Origin of the sequence: Nostoc linckia z4 (assembly GCF_002608075.1) — a bacterium.
Classification (GTDB): domain Bacteria; phylum Cyanobacteriota; class Cyanobacteriia; order Cyanobacteriales; family Nostocaceae; genus Nostoc; species Nostoc linckia.
Genome location: NZ_LAHA01000055.1, coordinates 20,923 through 44,147, shown reverse-complemented (window position 1 = coordinate 44,147; position 23,225 = coordinate 20,923). Strand labels below are relative to the sequence as shown.

The following is a 23,225-nucleotide window of genomic DNA, read 5'->3' as shown; positions in this document are numbered from 1 at the left end:
AGGCGGTAGTGTGCCTAAACATTTTTATTTGATTTTTCTTGTGGTTGTCTGTAGTTTGTGGAGTGTACCAAAAGCCGCTAACGGGCAGGCATTAATACCCCATACACTGCAACTAGATGCAGCAAAGCTAGAAAAGCAGGGGTTGACTTTGGCGCAGGAAGCGGCTCAGTTAGCTCAGTTTCAACAGGTTGATTTAGCTTTGCCACGAGCGCGGCTGGCTGCTCAATTAGCTCCGAATAACGATAAAGTATTGTTACTCTTGGGTGGATTGCAGTTACAAACTAAAGAGTTTGACGGAGCGATCGCCACCTTAAAAAAAGCTCAATCTCTCAATCCCAAAAATGCTGATATTCTCTTTGCTATAGGATCGGCTAATTTTCAACAGCAAAAGTACCAGGAAGCTGTTGTTAATTACCAAGACGGTTTGAAGTTAAAACCTAATGACCCAGAAGGATTGTTTAATTTGGGTAATGCTTACTTTTTGTTGGGTCGATTTCCAGATGCCATTGCTCAGTACAATCAAGCTGTGACTCAGGATAAAAAATTCTGGCCGGCTATTAACAATATAGGTTTAATCAACTACGAACAAGGTGATATTTCAGGAGCCATTAAGCAATGGCAATCGGCTGTCAAGCTTGATAAACAAGCCGCAGAACCTCTACTAGCTTTGGGAGTGGCACTCTATACCAAAGGCGATAGCCAACAAGGACTCAGCCTCGGAGAAGCCGCACTCCGCATCGATCCGCGCTATGGTAGTTTGAATTTTCTCAAAGAAAATCTCTGGGGCGATCGCTTACTATCTGATACGAAAAAATTCCTAGAATTACCTCGTATTCAATCAGCTCTACAACAAGGGGGAAGCTCATCAGTTTCTGAACAACGGCCTAAGCAATAGGACTGGGGACTGGGGAGATGGGGAGATGGGGAGATGGGGAGAGAGGGGGGATAGGGGAGTGTGGGGAGTGTGGGGAGTGTGGGGGGAAAGATTTCTTCCCCATCCTCCCACACCTCCCACACCTCCCACACCTCCCACACCTCCCACACTCCCTGCTTGCCCCATCCCCATACCCAAATCCTATTACCTACTTGCCGAACAGTACCCGCTTATAGTACATATATACTTAATTAAACATAGGAACTAGTCGGTCAAAAAGATTATTGGGCGAGTATTCTGGAAATCAGTCGTTATCTGTGGGTAGAAGCGTGATGATTTGGTCAACAAACTGTTGATGGTCAACAACTGGTTTAGAAATGTAGCCATCAGCACCGCTTTGCTTGAGAAAGTTCTCGCGATCGCCTTCCATAGCGTGGGCTGTCACCAGAATAACTGGTAAATTTGCGGTTTTTGGGTCTGATTTCAACATTTGTGTAATCTTGATGCCATCAACAGACTTGCCTTGATAAACACTTCTTGACAGAGAAACGTCCATCAAAATCAAGTCTGCTTCTCCAGATTGGGCAATTTTTATTACTTCTTCCACATTTTCGGTGTGTTTGACACCCAAGCCGCCGCGCTTGGACAAAATTTTGGAAAAAACACGAGCATTAATGAGATCGTCTTCGACAATTAAAACGGTTTTCATGAGAATTTTAGTTATGGAGGTGGGAATTCAAAAATCGGTCTTGGACAATTTTGAGCGCTAACCATATCCTTTGGGATATTGCTACATCTAGCGGCGACCATAGGAGAAGTTCTGAACTCAGCCAGTTACAAAATTTTGGCAAAATTCAAAATTATTGTGGAAAATTTGAGCCACTTTATTGTATTGATATCCTGGTTTGTTTGCTTTTGGGGTTCCTATAGATTTTAACTGGCGTCTGTTTGTCTTTGAGTTGGGCACAGCCATCACCAAGGTTCGCTCATACTTTGCCCAAAATTTCAAATTAAGAAATGCAATCATGGTAAATATCCTGGCTACTAAATGTATGTAGATTATATTCGTCTGCCTTCTTTTTAATAGTCAATCAAGAGCCTCGTCATCAAGGATGATACTACTGCTTTTTCTTATCTGACTATCAAAATTTTGTCAGTAATCCCATTTCATCCGTTATGCTGTGGTAGCTGGAATATTGAGTTTCATCGGTTTTTGTGTAGTTAAATTTCAGGGAAAAAACTCATGGCAAAACAGTTAAACCTTCTCTCAACGGGACAGGTCATTACAACAGCCCTGCACACGGAGATGCAACGGTCTTACTTAGAATATGCCATGAGCGTGATTGTCGGGCGAGCGCTACCAGACGTGCGTGATGGCTTAAAACCAGTGCATCGCCGCATTCTTTACGCAATGCACGAACTCGGTTTGATACCAGATAGACCTTACCGCAAATGTGCCCGTGTAGTGGGTGATGTTCTGGGTAAATACCACCCCCACGGAGATCAAGCGGTTTACGATGCATTAGTCAGATTGGTGCAGGAATTTTCTAGCCGCTATCCTTTACTGGCGGGACACGGTAACTTTGGCAGCGTTGATAATGACCCACCAGCTGCAATGCGTTATACAGAAACGCGCCTTGCACCTATTAGTCATGAGGGAATGCTGGCGGAAATTGGCGAAGAAACGGTGGAATTTGTTGGTAATTTCGATAATTCCCAGCAAGAGCCAACGGTGTTACCTGCTCAGTTGCCATTTCTATTGCTCAATGGCTGTTCTGGTATTGCTGTGGGGATGGCGACGAATATTCCGCCCCACAATTTAGGAGAAATAGTTGATGGGTTGATTGCTTTAATCGATACCCCAGATTTGTCAGATGAAAAGTTATTCGAGTTAATTCCAGGGCCAGATTTTCCCACTGGTGGGGAAATAGTTGGTGAAGTGGGAATTCGGGAGGCTTACACCACAGGTAAGGGTGGAATTGTGCTGCGGGGACTGGCGACGTTGGAGGAAATTCCAGCGACCAGGGGAAGTAAGCGACGAACAGCAATTATTGTCACAGAATTGCCGTATCAAGTAAATAAAGCTGGCTGGATTGAAAAGGTCGCGGACTTAGTAAATCAAGGTCGCTTACAGGGAATTTCCGATCTGCGGGATGAAAGCGATCGCGAAGGTATGCGCGTAGTCATCGAACTCAAACGCGATACAAATCCCCAAGAAGTTCTGCAACATTTATATCACCAAACTGCTTTACAAAGTAATTTTGGGGCGATTCTGTTGGCAATAGTTGATGGACAACCCCGCCAGTTGAGTTTGCGGCAACTTTTACAGGAGTTTTTGAGTTTTAGAGAGCAAACTCTCAACCGTCGCTACAGTTATGAGTTGGAGAAAGCCCAAAGCCGATCGCATTTGGTAGAAGGTTTGCTGAAAGCTTTGTCTAATTTAGATGCAGTAATTGAAATTTTGCGCCAAGCTGCTGATGGTAGTACCGCAAAAATCAACCTTTGCAGCCGACTCGATTTGACTGAGGTACAAGCAGATGCAATTCTAGCTATGCCGTTGCGCCGCCTCACTAGTCTAGAACAACAAAACTTACAGCGCGAATTTGAAGAACTCAGCCAGCAAATTGATTTATTACAAAGATTATTGAGCGATCGCCACGAATTACTCAAGGCGCTGAAAAAAGATTTGCGATCGCTCAAACGCAAATACAGCGATGCCCGACGCACAAAAATAATAGAGGAACCAAAGGGCACACTAGCCCAAGAACAAAAGGGCAGAGGGGCAGAGGGGCAGAGGGGCAGAGGAGTAGAGGAGGATGAAGAAAAGCTCAAACCTTCTGAACCCGCTCAGGAAGCGATTTTAGAGTTTACTCAACGCGGTTATGTACGTCGTATTAACATATCTGGGAAAAAGTCGAAAATTGAAAATGGTCTGCACGAAAATGATTTTATTATCCAAAATGTATTGACCGATACAGACAAAGATTTGCTAATACTAACGAGTGGCGGAAAAGTCTACCCTGTGAAGGTGGGAGAAATTCCCCAAACCACTGGACGTTCTCCACGGGGAACACCACTGATTACTATGCTCAGCAATACTGCTCAAGGCGCTCAAGAAGATGTAATTAGCCGCTTTTTACTACCGACAAATTTTGAAACTAGTCAAATAGTTTTGCTCACCAAACAAGGACGAATTAAGCGTTTGGCTTTGGAAGAATTCACGAATTTGACTCGTCGCGGCATCACGATTTTGAAGCTCAAAGATGACGATCGATTGTCATTTACTCAGTTCACAATTCCAGGAGAACATCTGATTTTAGCTAGTTCTGGTGGGCGGGTATTGCGATTTGCCGTTAACGACGAACAACTACCAATCATGGGTCGCACAGCAATGGGTTTACAAGCATTTCGATTATTGAGAAACCAGCAAATGGTCGGTTGTGTGAATGTCAGCAAAGATGACCAGCTATTGCTAGTGACTCAAGAAGGATATGCTAAGCGGATGATTGCGAGTCAATTAAGAGCAGGTAATCGTGGGGATTTAGGCACGCAGGCGCTGAAATTTACCAGCAAAACTGATAATTTAGCTGCTATGGTAAAGGCGATGCCTTCTCTACGAGACGCTCCGCGAACGGCGGGCTACGCCAACGCTTCTAGTGAAGTAGCCCTAGTGACAAACAAAGACCGGGTAGTGCGGATACCTGTGGAAACAGTGCCTATTTTAAGCAGAGATGTCAAAGGCGAAAGCATCATCCAACTCAACCGGGATGAAAAAATTATCACGGTTGTTGAAGTCCGCTCATAGTAAAAACGATGTTAAACTTCCGGCGAGCCAACTTAGGAGATTTAGAGGCGCTAGTTAGACTACGCCTTGAACTCCTGCGTGAGGCTGGCGATATTAAAGATAATACTGAAATAGAAGCGATCGCAGCAGCGACTAGAAACTATTTGGCAGATAAAATACCCCAAGGTGAGTTTCTGGTTTGGGTTGCTGAGGTGGAAAATCAAATTGTGGGTACTAGCGGCTTGGTACTTTTTACGCGGCCTCCGTATGACGGCAATTTGTCGGGCTTAGAAGCTTACATCATGAACGTTTATACAATTCCACAATGGCGAAACCAGGGAATTGCTACAGCACTTTTAAAGGAAACTATTAGCTTTGTCAAAGAGACTGAGGCAAAACGCATCTGGCTCCACACTACCAAGGATGGCAAAAGTCTCTACGAAAAGCTTGGTTTTATCTCAACTACAAAAGAAATGGAAATTGTTTGGCACTAAGTAAAAATCAAGCAACATCAACAGTGAGCGCGAAGACAGATTGAGTAGCAAGCATTTTCCTTACTACTTCTTTCTCGATGCCCAAAATTTCTAAACAGCTTAACTCGTCTATGACGTTCAACATACTATGTTCTGTTACACGAAAACCTTGTTCGCCAACAAACTGCCGTGCTAGATCGAGTGTACCAAAATTATTATTTACTAAAGACCTACCTGTCAGGTTAGTACCTGTTTGTAATAGCTTTTGTAAACCTGAGTCATCTTGTTGCGATCGCACTAAACTACCTGTATCAATGAAATCAGGAGTAATCCAAACACCACCATAAGAGTGGAGCATTTCGCGGATATTGGCACACACAAGTTGTTTTTCTGCCAAAGTTAGATGTGTCAGCAATCCTTCACACAAAATCATCACTGGTTGTCCGGCTTTGAGTAAAGGATTACTCTTGGAAAACTCGCTAGGACGGCTAGCAGCATCAATTTCTAGAAAATGCAGGTTCGGACGTTCCCCCACTAATTGCTGAATTAGTTGTTTTTTGCAACGAATCATCTCAGGCAGGTCACTTTCAATAAAAGTGATATTCGGATTGCTAGACATCACAAGTCCACGCGGTAACAAACCAGATGCCAGTTCTAAAACTTGTGTTATTTGATATTCAGCTATGACCTGGTTGATAGCTTTATAACGAGCTTCTACACGTGCGGTAAGCAAAACACTTTTGTCTTGATTTTGTGGTTGAGGTAGCTTTACCAACCCTTGCTTTTCTATTAATTCTGCCAATTCCTTAGCATAAGGAATATCTGTGAACTGTCTAGCTAGACTAACCATGAAACCAGTAAGGACAATTTTGTCAAAGTCATTAGTTTGCTGTTTGTTCATAATTTTTTCGAGCTACTAACAAACAGTCTAAATATTAATTTATTAAATGAAAATTGCTTTCTATTATAAATTAATTTTATTTTTAATAACTCTAACTTAACTATCCCGATGGCAAAGCTAAATTAATACTTTTAGTAAGTGTGTACATAGCAAGCAGTCAATAATTTAACTCTTCAACTACAAGATTGCTAAACAAACGTAAATTCGACGAACCTTTCTCTGTCTTGAACTAAAGTTTAAGTTTCTCTCCGAGTCAGAGAGAGACGGTTTTGCGTAGTAAACCTCTTAGAGGTCTTTTGAGCTAATTAGACGGACACTATATGAGTCGTCGAATTCACGTTAAACAAGCTACTTTCAACCTATGAACGGTATCCTAAATTTCTCAATTAATACTAATAAATAGTAATTAAATCATAGTTAACACATATCCATTTGTAACTTAAATTCTTGTTTTTCAAAGGTTCTAGGCATCAATAACTGGTTAAATGTTAAAATAATTGAAAAAAAGTCTCAATAATTTTCTAGTAACTCCAAGAAGCTTTGAAGAGTTGTATCGCAAGATAGATGTTTTAGTTCTTGTTGATTAGTATCACATTTTATGTCAAGATATTGCAACAAAAATATAATAATCGTTGTTTTTATTAAAATATTTGTTATATTAGTTTACGTAAGGCAATAAAAATTAAAAATTTAATTTGGAGTGTCAACCATGACAAATGCAACAACAACAACAAAAGTCACTACTCCTGTAGTTGAAGATCGTAATGCTTGGCGTTGGGGCTTTACTCCACAAGCAGAAATTTGGAACGGTCGCTTAGCAATGATTGGTTTTTTAGCGGCAGTACTAGTTGAACTTTTTTCTGGCCAAGGTTTCTTGCACTTCTGGGGCATCCTCTAATACCACTTTGAATTTTAGATTTTGAATTGAGAATTTCTTTTCCAGAAAGGGTTCTGCGAATTCATTTTTCAAATTGGTATAAGTTTTAATATCTAAGATGACCCATAAATAAAAAAACCTGGAGTGATTGCCCACTACCAGGTTTTTTATTTGTTTGTCATTTGTCCTTTGCGTTTTGCTTCTTCACTAATGACTAATGACCAATGACTATTGATAAATGACTCTTGATTACCGAATATATTCCTTGAGAACGCTGTTACGATTTGGGTGACGTAACTTGCGGAGTGCCTTCGCTTCAATTTGGCGAATGCGTTCGCGAGTGACGTTGAAAATCTGCCCAATTTCTTCAAGTGTCTTCATCCGACCATCATCCAAACCGTACCGCAGTCTGAGAACATCGCGTTCGCGAGGGCTAAGACTATCGAGGACTTTTTCTAGGTCTTCGCGCAGCAGATTTTTGGAAACTTGATCTTCTGGTGTTTCGCCATCGGACTCAATAAAATCGCCCAACCGAGAGTCTTCTTCTTTCCCAATGGGCGTTTCTAATGAAATAGGTAATTGGGCTGATTTAGCAATAAACCGCAACTTCTCAATGGTCATTTCCATGCGAGTGGCGATTTCTTCTTCTGTGGGTTTGCGACCCATTTCTTGAGATAATAATTTGGTGGTTTTCTTAATTCGAGAAATGGTTTCGTAAAGGTGGACTGGAAGGCGAATTGTACGGGATTGATCGGCGATCGCGCGGGTAATTGCTTGACGAATCCACCATGTAGCGTAGGTAGAAAATTTATAACCCTTTTCGTGGTCAAATTTTTCAGCGGCGCGAATCAAACCAAGACTGCCTTCTTGAATTAAGTCTTGGAATGACAAACCACGATTCATGTATTTCTTAGCAATTGAAACTACAAGACGCAAGTTAGATTGCACCATCTTGTCTTTCGCCCTGCGCCCAACGTGCAGGCGATAACGAAAAGCTGGTAGTGGCAGTTGCACGGCTTCTGCCCATTCACTATCACGAGGATCGCGATCTAACTGTTCCGAAAGTCTTTCCCGTACCCTCTCTAATTCGAGCAAATCAGCAATTTTACGGGCTAATTCAATTTCTTCATCTGCCCGCAATAAGCGAATTCTACCAATCTCTTGCAAGTAAAGCCGAATGGAATCTTCTGTGTAGTGCTTTTTCTTGCTTTGTGTGCGACGACGCGATTTAGCGGCTTTTCCAGACTTTGCGTCGTCCTCATCAGACTGAGGCTCTAAAAACTCATCGTCACCTTCATCTACGATCAGCAAGTCCTCTTCATCGTCTATTAAGAGTTCTTCTAACTCGAGCTCAGGCTGATTCATTATTTCTAGGTCAGGCTGATATATGCTTTCGAGTACGTTGTTAGCCTGGTTCATGCCGCGTTCCTCATGCTCCTTGCAGAATCAATTACTCAAGATGTGTTTAATGCTCTTTGAAACGAGCTTGTTGACAACCGAAAATAAGCTTTTTGGCAGATTTACCAGAGATATTTTCGGCATTTTGCACCTCTTTTGGAGGGCTTTTTACTTTAGCTTAAGCCACTACTAAAAGGTGACTTTCTCAATGAAAGTAAATGTCATATGTGTTGCTATTACACATATTTTTTGAATGACTGGTCTTAAAAACAAGACTCACCCTTACCAAAAACTTGCCATTCGATACAAACAAATTCAAACTCTTGGCAGATTTTCGTAGTAAAGACTGTTCCGATTGTAGCCTGTTTCACAGAAATTGCACTCTATTTTGTGTATCGCTCATGAATTTATTAAACAAGTGTTAGCCACTTTTACCAAAAAGACATTAAATACGGGAATTACACCCTTAAATATTTTGTACACCTTTCGGAATTGCAGTGGTTCTTTGATTACGTTTAAAAGTTAAGTACACTTTGTTTTGCTCAATTTCATGTATTTTACACAACATTAATTACTGAGAAAGAGTGCATTGTTATGTTAACTCAGGTGAAAAGTCTTAACCTACCTATTTTACATTTCCTTCATAAATCATTGAGTCCTTGGATCAAAGTGGGTTTTTCCTATGAATAAATACAACAACAGTGGTGTTACTTGCCTGAAACCAGTTAATTTTTTGCGTAATCATTACCTGAACTAAGGAGTTGAGGTTGTCGCAGAATCGACGCGATCGCATGTCGCTTTCGGTTTAACTAATTTGGCCTTATTCACACGTTAGCGCACTGTGGCGATTTCAGCCTTATGAAACTTGACAAACTCTTCTTATTGTATACAACGATATTTTAATCAATTCAAAAACGATTTGCCCTGAAAAATCGTCTATCTTACTTTAGCTAAGGCAGAAGTACATTGAATACATGCCACACAATAGCTATTTTCAGGGACGTACATGAAGATATTAACAAGTTTTCAATCAGATGATGTTTGTTCAGACTGGGCATTTGGCTGAGCAAAAAAAACTCAAAGATTTACCTGATGACTTAGTCAAGAAGCTTTTTTAGGTAAAGTATTTGTGATCGTAAATACTTTTAATTCAGTAAAGTCTTGTCATTTTGTCATCTAATTATGAGAAACCCTTAAGATACTTATTAAATCTTGTTTGATAGATGATATTTAGTTATGTTATTCAAGCATAACAAATGTGTTTCTCGCTGGTGGGCACAATTAATCAGCGAGTCAGAGCCAAAGGCATTACGCTGCTTATTTTCCAACAAAGTTGGTAATTTTACGGGCATTCTAACATTGATTTTTTTAAATCTTCACAATAAGTCAAATTATATGATGAGTTGCTAACTGAAAAAATAGAGATTTTTGTAGTATGTGTATTAACGAAATATATTTTTTGTGATTTTGAATATGTCATCTGCCGAAGCTTGAAGACAAGGGGTTTTTCTTTATTCCCCTTGTCCGAATAAAAATCAAGTAAGCTTTGAGAAAAGATGTATTTGCTTTCTTGAACTACCGTGGCGTTGGGGTAGCATTGAGACTTGCGGGAAAATTGGGTGGGAGAATTACCCGATCGACTATGTGAACGATGCCATTGCTAGCTGGTATATCAGGCTGAGTTACTTTAGCGTTGTTGACGGTTATAGTTTTAGTACTGGGATCGACTGTAATTTTTACGGGAGTACCCTCCACAGTTTTAACTTGTCCAGATGTTAACTCTTGGGAGGTAATTCGGCCTGGTATAACGTGGTAAGCCAAAAGTCTGATTAATTGTTGCTTGTTAGCAGGTTGTAAAAGTCGATCTAAAGTACCTTTTGGTAAAGCAGAGAAAGCCGCGTCAGTAGGTGCAAAAACTGTGTAGGGGCCTGGTGTAGTCAATTGTTGATTTATGCCAGCTGCTCCCACTGCTTTGATGAGAGTTTGAAACTGTCCCTGAGCTGCGGCTGATTTTGCCAGTTCTGCTAAATTTTGGTTAGCAGCCGGAGTTTGTGTCAGGGGAGAAGGAGTTGTTATGGGGGTTTGGGTAACCGGAGGAATAGTTGCTGCGGGAGTTTGGGTAACTGGAGGCAGAGGAGTTGTTGTAGGAGTTTGCGTGACAGGCTCAGCGCAAGCAGACAAAGCAACTAAACCAGTGATACCAACAATATGAAAAAATATTTTTCTGACTATGCCTTTAGTCGCTTTCATAATTTTGTCTAAAATCCAGTTGAATAGGCTATTGGGGACTTCCAAGTTAAAAAAATTTCATAGAAGAGTGTTGACTGTTGACTGCTGACGGTTCACAGTCAACAGTCAACGACCATGTTTGTTTATTTTTTGAAATTCCCTTATTAACAATAATTAATGAATTGATGACTATAGTCACTTATCTAACGACATACTTTGTAGTCACAAAAAATCTCGATAAAAAATAATATTGAGTAATTGGAGACTTATTAAGTAAAAAATATTTCATTGACAGTGTTAAATGTTGAGTGTTAACGGTTTACAGTCAACGGTCGGAAGCTGTTGTTTATTTTTTAGAGTCGCCCCCTCAAAGTTTGTCATCACCCAAAAGAGGTAATAGAAATTCAAAATTCACCTATGAAGAAAGCCGATAATTAGAATGATGTAAATAATTAAAGGTTTGTAGTGTTCGCATAGCGTCTCGCAGAGAGGACTTCAATCCTCTAATAAGGACTAAAGTCCTTACTACAAACTATTTAGACTAGATTACTTCACATAGTTTGGTCTTTTCAAGTCGTTTTGCAGAAATCGGGAAAAGGGGAAGGGGGGAAAGGTTTGGTATTTTCCCTTTCCCCTTGAACCTTTAACCTTTTCCCACAAGAATGCAAAAAGCAATTGATTGCAAGAGGTCTAGTGTGTATTTGTCACAAACATTTTTGAAATCGGTATAAACTGCAAAATTTTCCTTGAAATAAATATGGAAAAAATAGCAAGAATCTAAAAATAATGGGTAATAGATTTTTCTATCTATTACCCATTATGAGAGCGACAAATTATTCAGAGTTGTGAGAAAAAATTGAATTAGGGACTTGTAAGTAAAAAAATATTCCATTGCTATTGTTCGCCTTTGACTGTTGATAGTTCACAGTTAACAGTCAACAGTCAACTTTGAAAGCGGAATAATTTATTTTTTACAGTTCCCTTAAATATCTAAATCCGTAAAGTTGAGTTTAGAACCATAGGTTTCAATGAATTCTCTTCTAGGTGCGACACGATCGCCCATTAAAATAGTGAAAATGCGATCGGCTTCGGCGGCGTCTTCAATTTCGACTTGTTTGAGTTTGCGAGTTTCTGGGTTCATTGTAGTATCCCAGAGTTGTTGTGGCATCATTTCACCCAAACCTTTGAAGCGTTGGATGGTGTAGTTGGCGTTGGCTGGAAATTTGGCGATTACTTGGTCTTTTTCGCGATCGCTATAGCAATATTCATGATTGCGCCCCCGTTCTACCTTATATAATGGCGGACAAGCAATATAAATAAAGCCTTGTTCGATGAGCGATCGCTGATAGCGATAGAAGAAAGTTAACAACAAAGTCCGGATGTGCGCTCCATCTACGTCGGCGTCAGTCATGATGACTATGCGGTGATAGCGCAGTTGGGTAGAATCGAATTCCTCACCTTTGACACCTAAACCAAGTGCTGTAATTAACGCTTGAACTTCGTTATTTTTATAAATTTTGGCGTCGTCGGTTTTTTCTATGTTGAGGATTTTACCACGTAGAGGCAAGATAGCTTGAGTGCGGCGATCGCGTCCTTGCTTGGCACTTCCACCTGCTGAGTCGCCTTCTACGATGAAAATCTCTGATTCGCCGGGATCGCGAGAACTACAATCTGCAAGTTTACCAGGTAATGGTGAAGATTCCAGTACAGATTTGCGTCTGACTAATTCCCGTGCGTGACGTGCGGCTTCAGCAGCTTTGAAAGCTTGGATGGCTTTATCTAAAATGGCATCAGCGACACCAGGGTGAAATTCTAGGTACTCGGTGAGGACTTCTCCCACCAAAGAATCGACAATTCCCCGGACTTCAGTGTTACCGAGTTTGGTTTTGGTTTGTCCTTCAAATTCTGGGTCTGGGACTTTGACAGAAATTACCGCCGTTAAACCTTCGCGGACGTGTTCGCCACTGAGGTTGGCTTCATTTTCTTTAATTTTATTGCGCTTGCGGGCGATGGCATTTAATGTGCGAGTCAAAACAGCTTTCAACCCTTCTAAGTGCGTACCACCATCCACCGTGCGGATATTGTTAGCAAAGCCTAACACGTTATCCGTATAAGCATCAGTACACCACTGTAAAGAAACTTCCACTTGGACGTTATTCCGTTCCCCTTGGACGTAGATAATTTCCTCATGTAGTGGCTGCTTTTCGCGGTTCATGTAGGCAATATACTCTTTAATGCCACCCTTGTATTCGTAGGATTCTACCTTTGGTGTATCGCTTTTGAGTAATTCTAGACGGTGGTCAGTAAAGGTAATTTTAACGCCAGCATTCAGATACGCCAATTCTCGTAGGCGACCTGATAAAGTAATGTAATCAAACTCAATGCCAGTGGTAAAAATTTGGATATCTGGCTTGAAGGTGACAGAAGTTCCAGTTCTAGCTTCTTTATAAGCCTTAACTTGCAAATCGGTAACTGGTGTGCCCCGTTCATAGCGCTGAACATGAACCTTTTTATCTCGCCAAACTGTAACTTCTACAACTTCAGACAAGGCATTAACGACGGAAATACCAACCCCGTGCAATCCTCCAGAAACTTTGTAACCACCGCCGCCAAACTTACCTCCGGCGTGCAGTACGGTCATCACAGTTTCCAAAGCTGATTTTCCGGTTCGCGAGTGAGTATCTGTAGGAATACCGCGACCATCATCTGTTACAGTTACAGAACCATCAGCGTTGATATCCACCTCTATATGGGTGCAGTAACCCGCCAAAGCCTCATCAATAGAATTGTCCACCACCTCGTAAACTAAATGGTGGAGTCCTCGCGGCCCAGTAGTACCGATGTACATCCCTGGTCGTTTGCGGACGGCTTCCAGACCTTCCAGAACTTGAATCTGATCGGCACTGTAACTGCTCGTCATGTAAATTCTCCTGATGCGTGGGGTTTAATTCGCCGAAAGGCAAATAAAAGTAAAAACACTCCAAAATTTTAACACAAAAGCCTTGCTGGCGTCTGTAGGGCATTTTCAAGAGAAGTTTATACAGGGGTTGCAGTCCTGTGGGGGAGTGGGGAGATAAGGGGGATGAGGAGGTAGGGGAAAGGTTAAAGGGTAAAGGGAAAAGGGATAAATTTAACCTTTCCCCCGGTTGGTGAGCTTGTCGAACCATACCTCTTTCCCTTTTACCATTCCCTGAAAAGCCCTGTTTGGCCCATACTCCATTCCCAATGACTAATGACTAATGACTAATGACTAATGACAAAATTAATTGTAATTTGTGGGGCGACGGCAACAGGTAAGTCAGGGTTGGCTTTGGCTTTGGCAATGCGGTTGGGTTCTGTAATTCTCAGTGCTGATTCTCGTCAGGTTTATCGTGAGTTTAATATTGGCACGGCTAAACCAACTGCGGCAGAACAAAAATTAGTAGCGCACTACTTAATAGATATCTGCAACCCGATAGACACGATGACAGTAGCAGACTACCAACAACAAGCGCAAGCCCTAATTAATTGTTCCTCATCTCCCTTATCTCCCCCTTCTCCCTCATCCCCCCCAATCTTCCTGGTTGGAGGTACTGGTTTATACATACGTTCGATTGTTCAAGGAATGAAAATTCCTCGCGTGGCACCACAATATGAATTGCGATCGCAACTAGAATCTCTCGGCCAAAATCAACTCTATGAAATGTTACAACAAGTCGATCCTATTGCTGCACAAAAAATTCATGCCAATGATTCAGTGCGAACTTTACGAGCGTTAGAAGTATATTATGTAACTGGATATCCAATTTCAGAACAGCAGGGTGAGAATCCGCCAAATTATCCGATTTTGCAAATTGGGTTGGATTGTGATGTTGAAAAATTAGAGGCTCGTATTCAGCAGCGTACTGAACAAATGATAGCAAATGGTTTGGTTGCTGAAGTGGAATCTCTTTGTCAAAAATATGGCGCTGATTTGCCTTTGTTAAATACTTTGGGCTATCAAGAAATCAAGCAATATTTAGCTGGGGATATTTCCTTGGATGAAGCGAAGGAATTAACGGTTTTGCATACAAGACAATTTGCCAAGCGACAACGCACATGGTTTAGAGCATATTCACAAATTGAGTGGTTTGATGCAGACGATCCTGAGTTATTAGAAAAGGTTTGGCAGCGAATAAATGAGTTTATAAATTGCACGAGTTAGTAAGATTTTTTTGCTCATGCAAAGACGGAAAAAAACTTTGCGTCTTTACATGAGTGTTTTAGATAGTGTCGGGATCAATGCCCATAGCTCGTAGCCTTTCTGCTAGAAGTTGTGCGCGTTGTTCAGCTTCAGAAGCCCGTTGTTCTGATTGGGAAGCACGTTGTTCTGCTTCGGAAGCGCGTTCATCTCCAGTTGGTAGAACAGTTCCATTTTGGTAGCACCAGCGTAACCAATTATCTTGTCTACTTTCAAATTCACCTTCCCATAAAGTTACACCTAAACCAACTTGTTCTAACCACGTTTCTTCAGTTTCAAAGTAGCGTCTTCCCCTGAGTTCATAAACACGCAGCACTTTTTCTCCTAATTGCTGATTTGGGTCATAAACGATGTAATAACTTGCCCGCATATGTTCATATATTTCTAGCTTTTTGCCCAGTTCATCACCTTCTTTGTTAGATACAATTTCGAGGACAACTTCCGGAGGTTTACCAAAACGCCAAACCATATAACAACGATTTTGTTTTTCCCACCAATTTTCAGGTACTTGCACATCCAGGCTGAGAAAAATGTCAGGTACAATTGCGGGTTGACCATCTGTATGGTATAAACCCACATTGGCTGCTGCTAAAAAAGTCTGATTTTGTAGAGAACTGTAAAGAGAACTAAGTAAAAGACGTTTGTATTTACCTGTAGCGAAGTTATCTAAAGTATCATCTTCAGTAACTAACTGGTTGGCATCTGGCACATAGAAATCATCATCATTGATTAAAAGTTGCTCAACCATGACTTAATCCAGTATTTAAGAGCGTTATTTATAGATTAATCCATTGGAAGTGGGAGAGTATATTGACTCAGCATTTTATAGTGAAAAATTGTGAGGATTAGTCATCAATGGAATGTTTTTCAGAACTTGTGAAGCTTTCTAAACTACTAAATAATTTCAAACAACCCTGGTTTGTAGCAGGTGGATGGGCGATAGATCTTTTTATAGGAGATGTAACTAGGGTACATAAAGATATAGAAATTGCAATATTTAGGAAAGACCAAAGCAGCTTACGAGAATATTTATTTGGCTGGGAATTTACTAAGGTTGTCAATGGAAAAATGCAGCCTTGGAATAAACATGAATGGCTAGATTTACCAATACATGAAATTCATGCTCATACTAAAAATACCTTTTTCTCGGAACTAGAAATTCTCTTGGATGAGTCTTCACACATTGAATGGAGATTTCGGAGAAATTTTGATATTGCGCGTCCATTATCAAGAATTCAGTTACACTCTGATATCAATGTACCGTTCCTGGCTCCGGAAATTGTACTGTTATACAAAGCCAAGAATCCCAGGTCTAAGGATGAAGATGATTTTCATCGTATATGCAACTTACTGGATGAAGAACGTCAAGTTTGGCTCAAGCAGGCAATAACGGTGTGTCATCCTGGACACCATTGGCTTACTGAACTTCATGTTAGCTGAAGATGAAATGCGATCGCCTTTTACTCCTCATCAACTGCTATTCTTGCAACAATGGTAATTGCAGCCCAAGCAAGCTTAAACATCTACCTTTAACTATAAAAACCTATGCTTACCCAAGATAAAAAACAACGTAACTGGAAACTCATTATCAAAGCATTCGAGGCTGTACTTGGCAAAAATGGTGTAGTGCAACGCCGCGAAGAACTTATTACCTATGAATGTGACGGTTTAACCGGCTATCGCCAACGTCCGGCTGTGGTGGTGCTACCCAGAACTACAGAACAAGTTGCCGAAGTTGTGAAAATATGCAACCAATATTCTATCCCCTTCATCGCACGCGGTTCTGGAACAGGTTTATCTGGCGGGGCTTTGCCGTTGGAAGATTCGGTTTTAATTGTCACTTCATTAATGCGGCAAATCCTCAGCATTGATTTGGAAAATCAACGCACAGTTGTACAACCAGGGGTGATTAATAGTTGGGTAACACAAGCGGTTAGCGGTGCTGGTTTTTACTATGCTCCCGATCCTTCCAGTCAAATTATTTGCTCTATTGGGGGAAATATTGCCGAAAATTCTGGTGGGGTACATTGTCTTAAATATGGTGTAACTACTAACCACGTTTTAGGATTAAAAATTGTTACGCCCTTAGGAGAAATTGTTGATTTAGGCGGACAAATTCCAGAAATGCCCGGTTATGATTTAACTGGTGTTTTTGTTGGTTCTGAAGGCACTTTAGGAATTGCGACAGAAATTACTTTGCGAATTCTCAAAAGTGCCGAATCAATTTGTGTGCTGCTGGCAGATTTTACTAGTATTGAAGCTGCCGGGGCTACTGTTTCTGACATCATCAGCGCTGGTATTATTCCTGGCGGCATGGAAATGATGGATAACTTTACTATTAATGCTGTTGAAGATGTTGTTGCAACTAATTGTTATCCCCGCGATGCTGCTGCTATTTTACTGATAGAAATTGACGGTTTAGAAGTAGAAGTTACAGGTAATAAGCAGCGAGTTACTGAAATTTGTAAAAAGAATGGTGCGCGGAATGTGACTTCTGCTAGCGACCCAGAAACGCGGTTGAAGTTATGGAAAGGACGTAAAGCTGCTTTTGCTGCTGCTGGAAATTTAAGCCCAGATTATTATGTGCAAGATGGTGTCATTCCCCGGACTCAGTTGCCTTATGTGCTGCATGAAATTGGAGTTTTAAGCGAACAATATGGTTATCGAGTTGCGAATGTATTTCACGCTGGTGATGGCAATCTTCATCCACTAATTTTGTACGATAACTCTGTGCCTGGAGCATTAGAAAAAGTAGAAGAAATGGGAGGAAAAATTCTCAAACTTTGCGTCCAAGTTGGTGGTAGCATTTCTGGCGAACATGGCATTGGTGAAGAGAAAAAGTGCTACATGCCGCAAATGTTTAGCCAAGTAGATTTAGAAACTATGCAATGGGTAAGGCAAGTTTTTAATCCTCAAGGTTTAGCAAATCCTGAAAAGATATTCCCTACACCACGAACTTGTGGGGAAGCCGCAAATGCATCGCCTATCAAGCAATTTGAAGGTGTGGAAAGATTTTAAAAAAGAGTGATGTTGAAGATAAAAACTTTATAAAAGACTCCACAGATAAGGGTATGGGGCATGGGGCATTGGGCAGAAGAGGCTCCAGGGGCAGAGGGAAAAATTCATCTCCCCATTGCCAATAGGGTTCGGTTAAAGGGGAAAGGGGAAAGGGGAAAGTTTTCAAATACATCCTTTACCCCTTACCCCTTAACCCCTTCGGGGTGACGCTCCTTCGTCGCTAACGCTGACGCTAACGCCAGTCGCTCATGGGGGAAACCCCCAAGACCGCGCTGGCTCACCTTTTCCCAGACCACAAGGGAAGTTCATACTGCTTATCGGAACCGTATGCCTCCTTTTTTGTAGTAAATTTGACTGAATTCTGAGTTCTGAATTCTGAATTCTCAATTCTGATATTTCATCATCATTTATTCATATATTCCGGAGAATTAGAATTTAATTTCGTAGTTATATATAGTATTGCGATCGCATTTGATAACGCTGACAAATGAATCAGGTTGCACGCCGTTTTTTTGCTTACTTTCTGTGTTTGGGATTAGTAATCACCATAACAGTTTTTTCACACTCTTCAGCTTTAGTTTCTTCTCAAAAAACAAGTCCTTTAAGTACAGAAATTCGGGGTGTTTGGCTGACTAACGTTGCTAGCGGTGTATTGTTTGTTCCTTGGGGTATTAATCGCGCTCTCAATCAATTATCGGCTCTCAACTTTAATACAATTTATCCTGTAGTTTGGAACCGAGGACATACTTTTTATCAGAGTGCTGTAGCGAAAATGACCACAGGCTCAGATACTCAACCTTTACTTAAGTTTATGCATGTTGGACAAGATGTTTTAACAAAGATTGTCAAACTTGCTAAAAACAAAGATTTGAGAGTCATTCCCTGGTTTGAATATGGGTTTATGACGCCCCATTATTCAGAATTAGCAAGGCGTTATCCCGACTGGTTGACAAGTGGGCAAAAAGGCATAAATTCTATTGAAAATACCCCACCAGAAGAAATCGACAATGGCTTACTAAATAAGCAAGCTTGGCTAAATCCTTTACACCCACAAGTGCAAGAATTTATCCAAGGGTTAATTGTAGAAGTAGTCACAAATTATGATGTCGATGGTATTCAACTGGACGATCATTTTGGGATGCCCGTACAGTTTGGTTACGATCGCTTCACCACTGAACTTTATCAACAAGAACATCAAGGCAAAAATCCTCCCAGCGATCCTTTTAACTCAGAATGGATGCGTTGGCGAGCAGACAAAATTACTGATTTCATGGCAGAAATCTATCAAGCTGTCAAGGCAGTGAAGCCGAAAGCTAAAATATCTTTGTCTCCCAACTACCACGCTTTTGCCTATAAATACTACTTGCAAGATTGGGAAGATTGGGTAAAAAAAGGTTTAGTGGATGAGTTAATTTTGCAGGTATATCGAAGTGACAAAAACTCTTTTATCGCTCAACTCGAACAACCATCTGTAAAATTGGCTCAAACTTTGATTCCAGTAGCAATTGGTATATTATCTGGAACAATGCAGAATCCAGTAAAAATAACTCAAATTCAAGCGCAGGTGCAAGCAGTACGCGATCGCAATTTTGACGGCATCTCCTTTTTTTACTGGGAGAGTCTATGGGGTTACATCGTACCCGAATCACCACAACAGCGACGCAAAGCTTTTCTTGACATGTTTAATTGAAACAACAGGGACTGGGCAAAGGGCAAAGGACAAAGGGCAAAGAGGAAAACAAAGATCCCTCCTTTTCCCTTTAACCTTTCCCCTTTTCCCAAGGCGTTACCATCTCCCCAGTCCCCAATCACCTCGATGCCATTATTTAACTTTAATTTTCTCTGGACTTTAGCTACTTTTAGCGGTTTTTTGCTGAGTTTGTTGTTAATTGAAATTGGTGAAAAGCCTGATATTGGATTACTGGAAGCTGCTATGGGTGGATTTATCATCGCACTTCCTCAAGGTTTTCTTCTCAAGGAACCCATAGCTTGTATGAGATGGATTTTATCAAGCCTTTTGGGTTGGAGTCTCATCACTGCCATCGGTATTGGTGGCTTGGGTTGGTTTGTATTTAGCACTCAGGTTGTGCCTTTGAGAATCTTTTATGGAACAATTTACGGAGGACTCGGCGGCTTAGGAATTGGTTTAACACAATGGTTAGCAACCTCCAAACCCGCCTCTGTGGGGTGGCGATGGATATTTGTGTCTTCGGCAAGTTGGGCAATAGCCATTCCTTTCGGTTCCACTGTGGGGATTTTTTTACACCAATTCACTCACTTATTCTTAGGGGAAGTTATTGGATTAGCTATTACTTGGCTGCTAGTCGGTATGTTTACTGGAATCAATGCTCATAAATTGCGATCGTAAATTGGGCATGGGGCATGGGTAGAAAGATTGCTTTGTCTACCTTGTCTACCTTGTCTTTTTGTCCCCTTCCTATGCTTCATACCCAATATTACAAATTATAAATTTAATTGATAAAACTTGATGATTGCACGTCAGTATATGCAACAATTCTGAAAAAACTGTTCAAAATCGGTAACTTTTTTCTCACCTGCAAATGTACTTTCGCCTTGAAAAAGCAGGATTTGTTAAGCAGACTCCTATCAGCTTTCCTAAATTTCCGATCGCGAAGTAGAGAAAGATCCAAATTTCTACTAGCAAAGGCTGACAATACTTTGGCTAAGGCGCTCATGCATCTACTATAACCACAACAAGAGAGCGCCGAGAAGAGTCAGTAACACCAGACAGGGACTCTCGCATGAATATAAATCCGACTGAATCAACTATAGAGCTGACACAATTACCATCTCCTGAGATTCTCTTCGGCACGGAAGTAGATAAAAAAAGTAGTAGCGAGCAGTTTCTACTAAGTATGTACGATTCTGTGCAGGCATCGATATTTGTGGTGGATGTGCTAGAGGATGGAGATTTTCGATATGTAGCACTAAATCCAACTCATGAGCGCTGGATAGGCATTAGCTCGGAGAATTTGCGGGGCAAAAAACCAGAGGATATTCTCTCGCCCATTGATGCAGCTATGGTGCGTCAGCGTTACACGGACTGCGTATTATTTGGCAAAACTATTTCTTACAAACAATGTTTGCGATTCCAAGGAGTGCCGACTTGGTGGAGTACAACTCTGACTCCATTACGAGATGCGAACTCTAGGATTTATCGATTAATTGGTACTAGTAGTAATATTACTTCTGTTAAAAATGTAGAACTAGCAGTTGAACTCCAGGCACAACGGGAGCAACTAATAGAAGCCATCGCCTCTAGAATTCATCAATGTGTAGAATTAGATACCATTCTACATCAGACAACACAAGAACTACGGCAGTTTTTAAAGAGCGATCGCGTGCTAATTTATCGCTTTCAAGGCGATGGGAAAGGAGTGGTGATTGCCGAATCAAGTGTAGTCAGTAACGATTTGCTGTTAGGAAAAAACATCGCCGATCCCAGCTTTGGTCGTCAATATCAGCAACACTACAGCCAAGATTATATTCAAATTATTGAAGATATTCACACAGCTGGATTACACCCTTGCCATATAGAATTCCTGGGATCTTTACACGTTAGAGCCAATGTAGTAGTACCAATTTTTTTCAAGCAAGATGTGTGGGGACTATTAATTGCTCAACATTGCCATCACCCGCATGAATGGCAAGAAATGGAAACGAACTTACTCAAACAGCTGGCAATTCAAATCGGTATTGCTGTCCAACAGTCACAACTTCATCAGCAACTCAACGATTTCCAAGTCAAAATCGAGTTGCACAAACAAAAACACATCAATCAGTTGCAACAACTACGAAACTTTCAAACCTTGGTGCAACAAATGACGGAGCAAATCCGCGATAGTGTTGATGAAACCCAGGTGTTGCAGACAGTTACCAAGGAATTAGTACATTTACTCAACCTTGACCGCTGTCAAATCGAACTGTATAGCAGCTGTCAAACACAGGTACATATTACTTACGAGTACACAACCAATTTACCCCAGTGCTTGGGATTGACTAAACAAATTGCAGACCGTCCCGAAGTTTATCAGCCACTTTTGCAAAAACAACCTTTGCAATTTTTAGAAATTGTACCTGGATGGCGACCAAAATTGCTGGTTGTTGCTCAGATGGCTTGTCCAATTTTCGATACTCAAGGAATTTTGGGAAATATTTGGTTGACAAGACCAACACAAGAATCCTTTGATGAATTTGAAGTCGGGCTAGTGCAGCAAATAGCCAATGAATGTGCGATCGCTATCCGCCAAGGACAACTTTACCAAAAAACCCTCTCCCAGGTAAAAGAATTAGAAAAACGCGAACGATTAAAAAATGAATTTCTCAGAACGCTGTCCCAAGAACTACGAACACCGATAACTAGCATCAGCCTCGCTGCTCAAACTCTCGAAAGTGTACTTGCATCAGAACAAATATTAGACATAGAAATAGTTCCGCAGCTTTTACAGATATTGCATAACGAATGCGCGCGAGAAAGCAAATTAATCAACGATTTACTCACACTCACATCCTTAGAAGCCGAACCAAGTTCCCCGACTTTAATTGCCATTGACTTGCAAAGCTGGCTTTACCCCATCATTGAAACTTTTCGAGATGTTACCAACTGCCAACGCCAGCAGTTAAACTTAAACATCGACGGCACACTGCCAATTTTAGAGACAGATATCACAGACTTAGAAAGGATTGTCACCGAACTGCTCAACCATGCCTGCAAATACACCCCAGCAGGGGAATCTATTACAGTGACGGCTCAACCAGCAGGCGACGCAGTACACCTGCAAATTACCAGTTCTGGAATCGAACTGAACAGCAACGAAGTGTCACGAATTTTTGAGCCTTTCTATCATCTTGACAAACACGATCCCTGGAAACATAGCGGCACTGGACTAGAATTGGCATTAGTGCAGAAAATGGTCAGACATTTAGGCGGCTCAATCTCTGTAGAAAGTGCAGCAGCTCAAACTACCTTCATAGTCAAATTTCCCCTTTAACTCGTTTCCTGGGGTGTTACACTGGCAAATTTTGGAGAAGTTTGCTAATATCGTTATCTGTGTGGGTGACTAGCTCAACGGTAGAGCATCGGACTCTTAATCCGCTGGTTCTGAGTTCGAATCTCAGGTCACCCACTTTTGAGATTTTGGATTTTAGATTTTAGATTAAAAGCCTTTGCTATACAAGGCTTACTGAAAAAGTCCCTTGGTGGGGGTAGAAAACTCTTAATGGGCAACTCTTAACAGTTTCAGGGAACTCCAAAAAATAAATTGTTCCAGTTAATGCGTTGACTGTTGACTGCTGACTGTCAAAGGTCAACGGTCAACAGTTAACAGTCTTCTGTGGAATATTTTTTTACTTGGAAGTCCCTCACGCCTATAGGTTCTAATTTTTTGAAATCCAATCAATTGCAAATGCAAGGCTTTTAAAGCTTAGACGC

Annotated in this window: 17 protein-coding genes and 1 tRNA gene; 12 read left to right on the top strand and 6 right to left on the bottom strand. The window is 41.1% G+C overall.

Annotated features, from left to right (window positions below; all coding sequences use genetic code 11):
* Positions 1-10 precede the first annotated feature (10 nt).
* Both VF06_RS30190 and VF06_RS41455 read left to right on the top strand, forming a co-directional pair.
* Positions 11-895, top strand: coding sequence for a tetratricopeptide repeat protein (locus VF06_RS30190; protein WP_099071088.1), 885 nt, complete (start codon positions 11-13; stop codon positions 893-895).
* 25 nt (positions 896-920) lie between these two features.
* A complete protein-coding gene (locus VF06_RS41455) occupies positions 921-1,142 on the top strand; it encodes a hypothetical protein (RefSeq protein WP_099071089.1) in 222 nt (73 codons plus the stop codon).
* A 36-nt stretch (positions 1,143-1,178) separates the two neighbouring features.
* Here VF06_RS41455 and VF06_RS30180 read toward each other — a convergent pair whose 3' ends face one another.
* Positions 1,179-1,583, bottom strand: a complete 405-nt coding sequence (locus VF06_RS30180) for a response regulator (RefSeq protein ID WP_096537145.1) — start codon at positions 1,581-1,583, stop codon at positions 1,179-1,181.
* Positions 1,584-2,117: 534 nt separating this feature from the next.
* Here VF06_RS30180 and gyrA point away from each other — a divergent pair.
* Together gyrA and VF06_RS30165 are read left to right on the top strand one after the other, a co-directional pair.
* Entirely contained in the window at positions 2,118-4,679 is a 2,562-nt protein-coding gene (gyrA, locus tag VF06_RS30170) for a DNA topoisomerase (ATP-hydrolyzing) subunit A (RefSeq protein WP_099071091.1), read from the top strand.
* An 8-nt stretch (positions 4,680-4,687) separates the two neighbouring features.
* Positions 4,688-5,152 (top strand): GNAT family N-acetyltransferase, encoded by a 465-nt coding sequence (locus tag VF06_RS30165; RefSeq protein WP_099071092.1) that lies wholly within the window; start codon positions 4,688-4,690, stop codon positions 5,150-5,152.
* 7 nt (positions 5,153-5,159) lie between these two features.
* Here VF06_RS30165 and VF06_RS30160 read toward each other — a convergent pair whose 3' ends face one another.
* The gene (locus VF06_RS30160; protein ID WP_099071093.1) at positions 5,160-6,032 is read right to left on the bottom strand and encodes a class I SAM-dependent methyltransferase; all 873 of its coding nucleotides are present in this window, start codon (positions 6,030-6,032) and stop codon (positions 5,160-5,162) included.
* A 709-nt stretch (positions 6,033-6,741) separates the two neighbouring features.
* On the opposite strand from VF06_RS30160, the gene VF06_RS30155 reads away from it, so the two are divergent.
* Positions 6,742-6,930, top strand: a complete 189-nt coding sequence (locus VF06_RS30155) for a CAB/ELIP/HLIP family chlorophyll-binding protein (RefSeq protein WP_099071094.1) — start codon at positions 6,742-6,744, stop codon at positions 6,928-6,930.
* A gap of 228 nt (positions 6,931-7,158) precedes the next feature.
* Here VF06_RS30155 and rpoD read toward each other — a convergent pair whose 3' ends face one another.
* The 3 genes from rpoD to gyrB all read right to left on the bottom strand — a co-directional run bounded on the left by rpoD (position 7,159) and on the right by gyrB (position 13,456).
* Positions 7,159-8,328: an RNA polymerase sigma factor RpoD gene (rpoD, locus tag VF06_RS30150; RefSeq protein WP_099071095.1), complete on the bottom strand. Its 1,170-nt coding sequence runs from the start codon at positions 8,326-8,328 to the stop codon at positions 7,159-7,161.
* 1,554 nt (positions 8,329-9,882) lie between these two features.
* Positions 9,883-10,557 (bottom strand): fasciclin domain-containing protein, encoded by a 675-nt coding sequence (locus tag VF06_RS30145; RefSeq protein ID WP_099071108.1) that lies wholly within the window; start codon positions 10,555-10,557, stop codon positions 9,883-9,885.
* A gap of 961 nt (positions 10,558-11,518) precedes the next feature.
* The gene (gene gyrB / locus VF06_RS30140; protein ID WP_099071096.1) at positions 11,519-13,456 is read right to left on the bottom strand and encodes a DNA topoisomerase (ATP-hydrolyzing) subunit B; all 1,938 of its coding nucleotides are present in this window, start codon (positions 13,454-13,456) and stop codon (positions 11,519-11,521) included.
* Positions 13,457-13,789: 333 nt separating this feature from the next.
* Between gyrB and miaA the strand changes: the two genes are divergently transcribed.
* The gene (gene miaA, locus VF06_RS30135; protein ID WP_099071097.1) at positions 13,790-14,719 is read left to right on the top strand and encodes a tRNA (adenosine(37)-N6)-dimethylallyltransferase MiaA; all 930 of its coding nucleotides are present in this window, start codon (positions 13,790-13,792) and stop codon (positions 14,717-14,719) included.
* Between the two features lie 58 nt (positions 14,720-14,777).
* Here the strand turns inward: miaA and VF06_RS30130 are convergent, their stop codons facing one another.
* On the bottom strand, positions 14,778-15,503 hold the full coding sequence (locus VF06_RS30130; RefSeq protein ID WP_099071098.1) for a Uma2 family endonuclease: 726 nt from the start codon (positions 15,501-15,503) through the stop codon (positions 14,778-14,780).
* A gap of 107 nt (positions 15,504-15,610) precedes the next feature.
* Here VF06_RS30130 and VF06_RS30125 point away from each other — a divergent pair, with 107 nt between their 5' ends.
* The 6 genes from VF06_RS30125 to VF06_RS30100 all read left to right on the top strand — a co-directional run bounded on the left by VF06_RS30125 (position 15,611) and on the right by VF06_RS30100 (position 22,920).
* Positions 15,611-16,195: a nucleotidyltransferase domain-containing protein gene (locus tag VF06_RS30125; RefSeq protein WP_099071099.1), complete on the top strand. Its 585-nt coding sequence runs from the start codon at positions 15,611-15,613 to the stop codon at positions 16,193-16,195.
* 105 nt (positions 16,196-16,300) lie between these two features.
* A complete protein-coding gene (gene glcD, locus VF06_RS30120; protein ID WP_099071100.1) occupies positions 16,301-17,773 on the top strand; it encodes a glycolate oxidase subunit GlcD in 1,473 nt (490 codons plus the stop codon).
* 487 nt (positions 17,774-18,260) lie between these two features.
* Positions 18,261-19,463: a glycoside hydrolase family 10-like protein gene (locus VF06_RS30115; RefSeq protein ID WP_099071101.1), complete on the top strand. Its 1,203-nt coding sequence runs from the start codon at positions 18,261-18,263 to the stop codon at positions 19,461-19,463.
* 126 nt (positions 19,464-19,589) lie between these two features.
* A complete protein-coding gene (locus VF06_RS30110) occupies positions 19,590-20,141 on the top strand; it encodes a hypothetical protein (RefSeq protein WP_099071102.1) in 552 nt (183 codons plus the stop codon).
* Positions 20,142-20,535: 394 nt separating this feature from the next.
* Complete coding sequence (locus VF06_RS30105; protein ID WP_099071103.1) at positions 20,536-22,785, top strand: sensor histidine kinase; 2,250 nt, start codon at positions 20,536-20,538, stop codon at positions 22,783-22,785.
* A 63-nt stretch (positions 22,786-22,848) separates the two neighbouring features.
* Positions 22,849-22,920: transfer RNA gene (locus VF06_RS30100), tRNA-Lys, on the top strand.
* Positions 22,921-23,225: the final 305 nt, after the last annotated feature.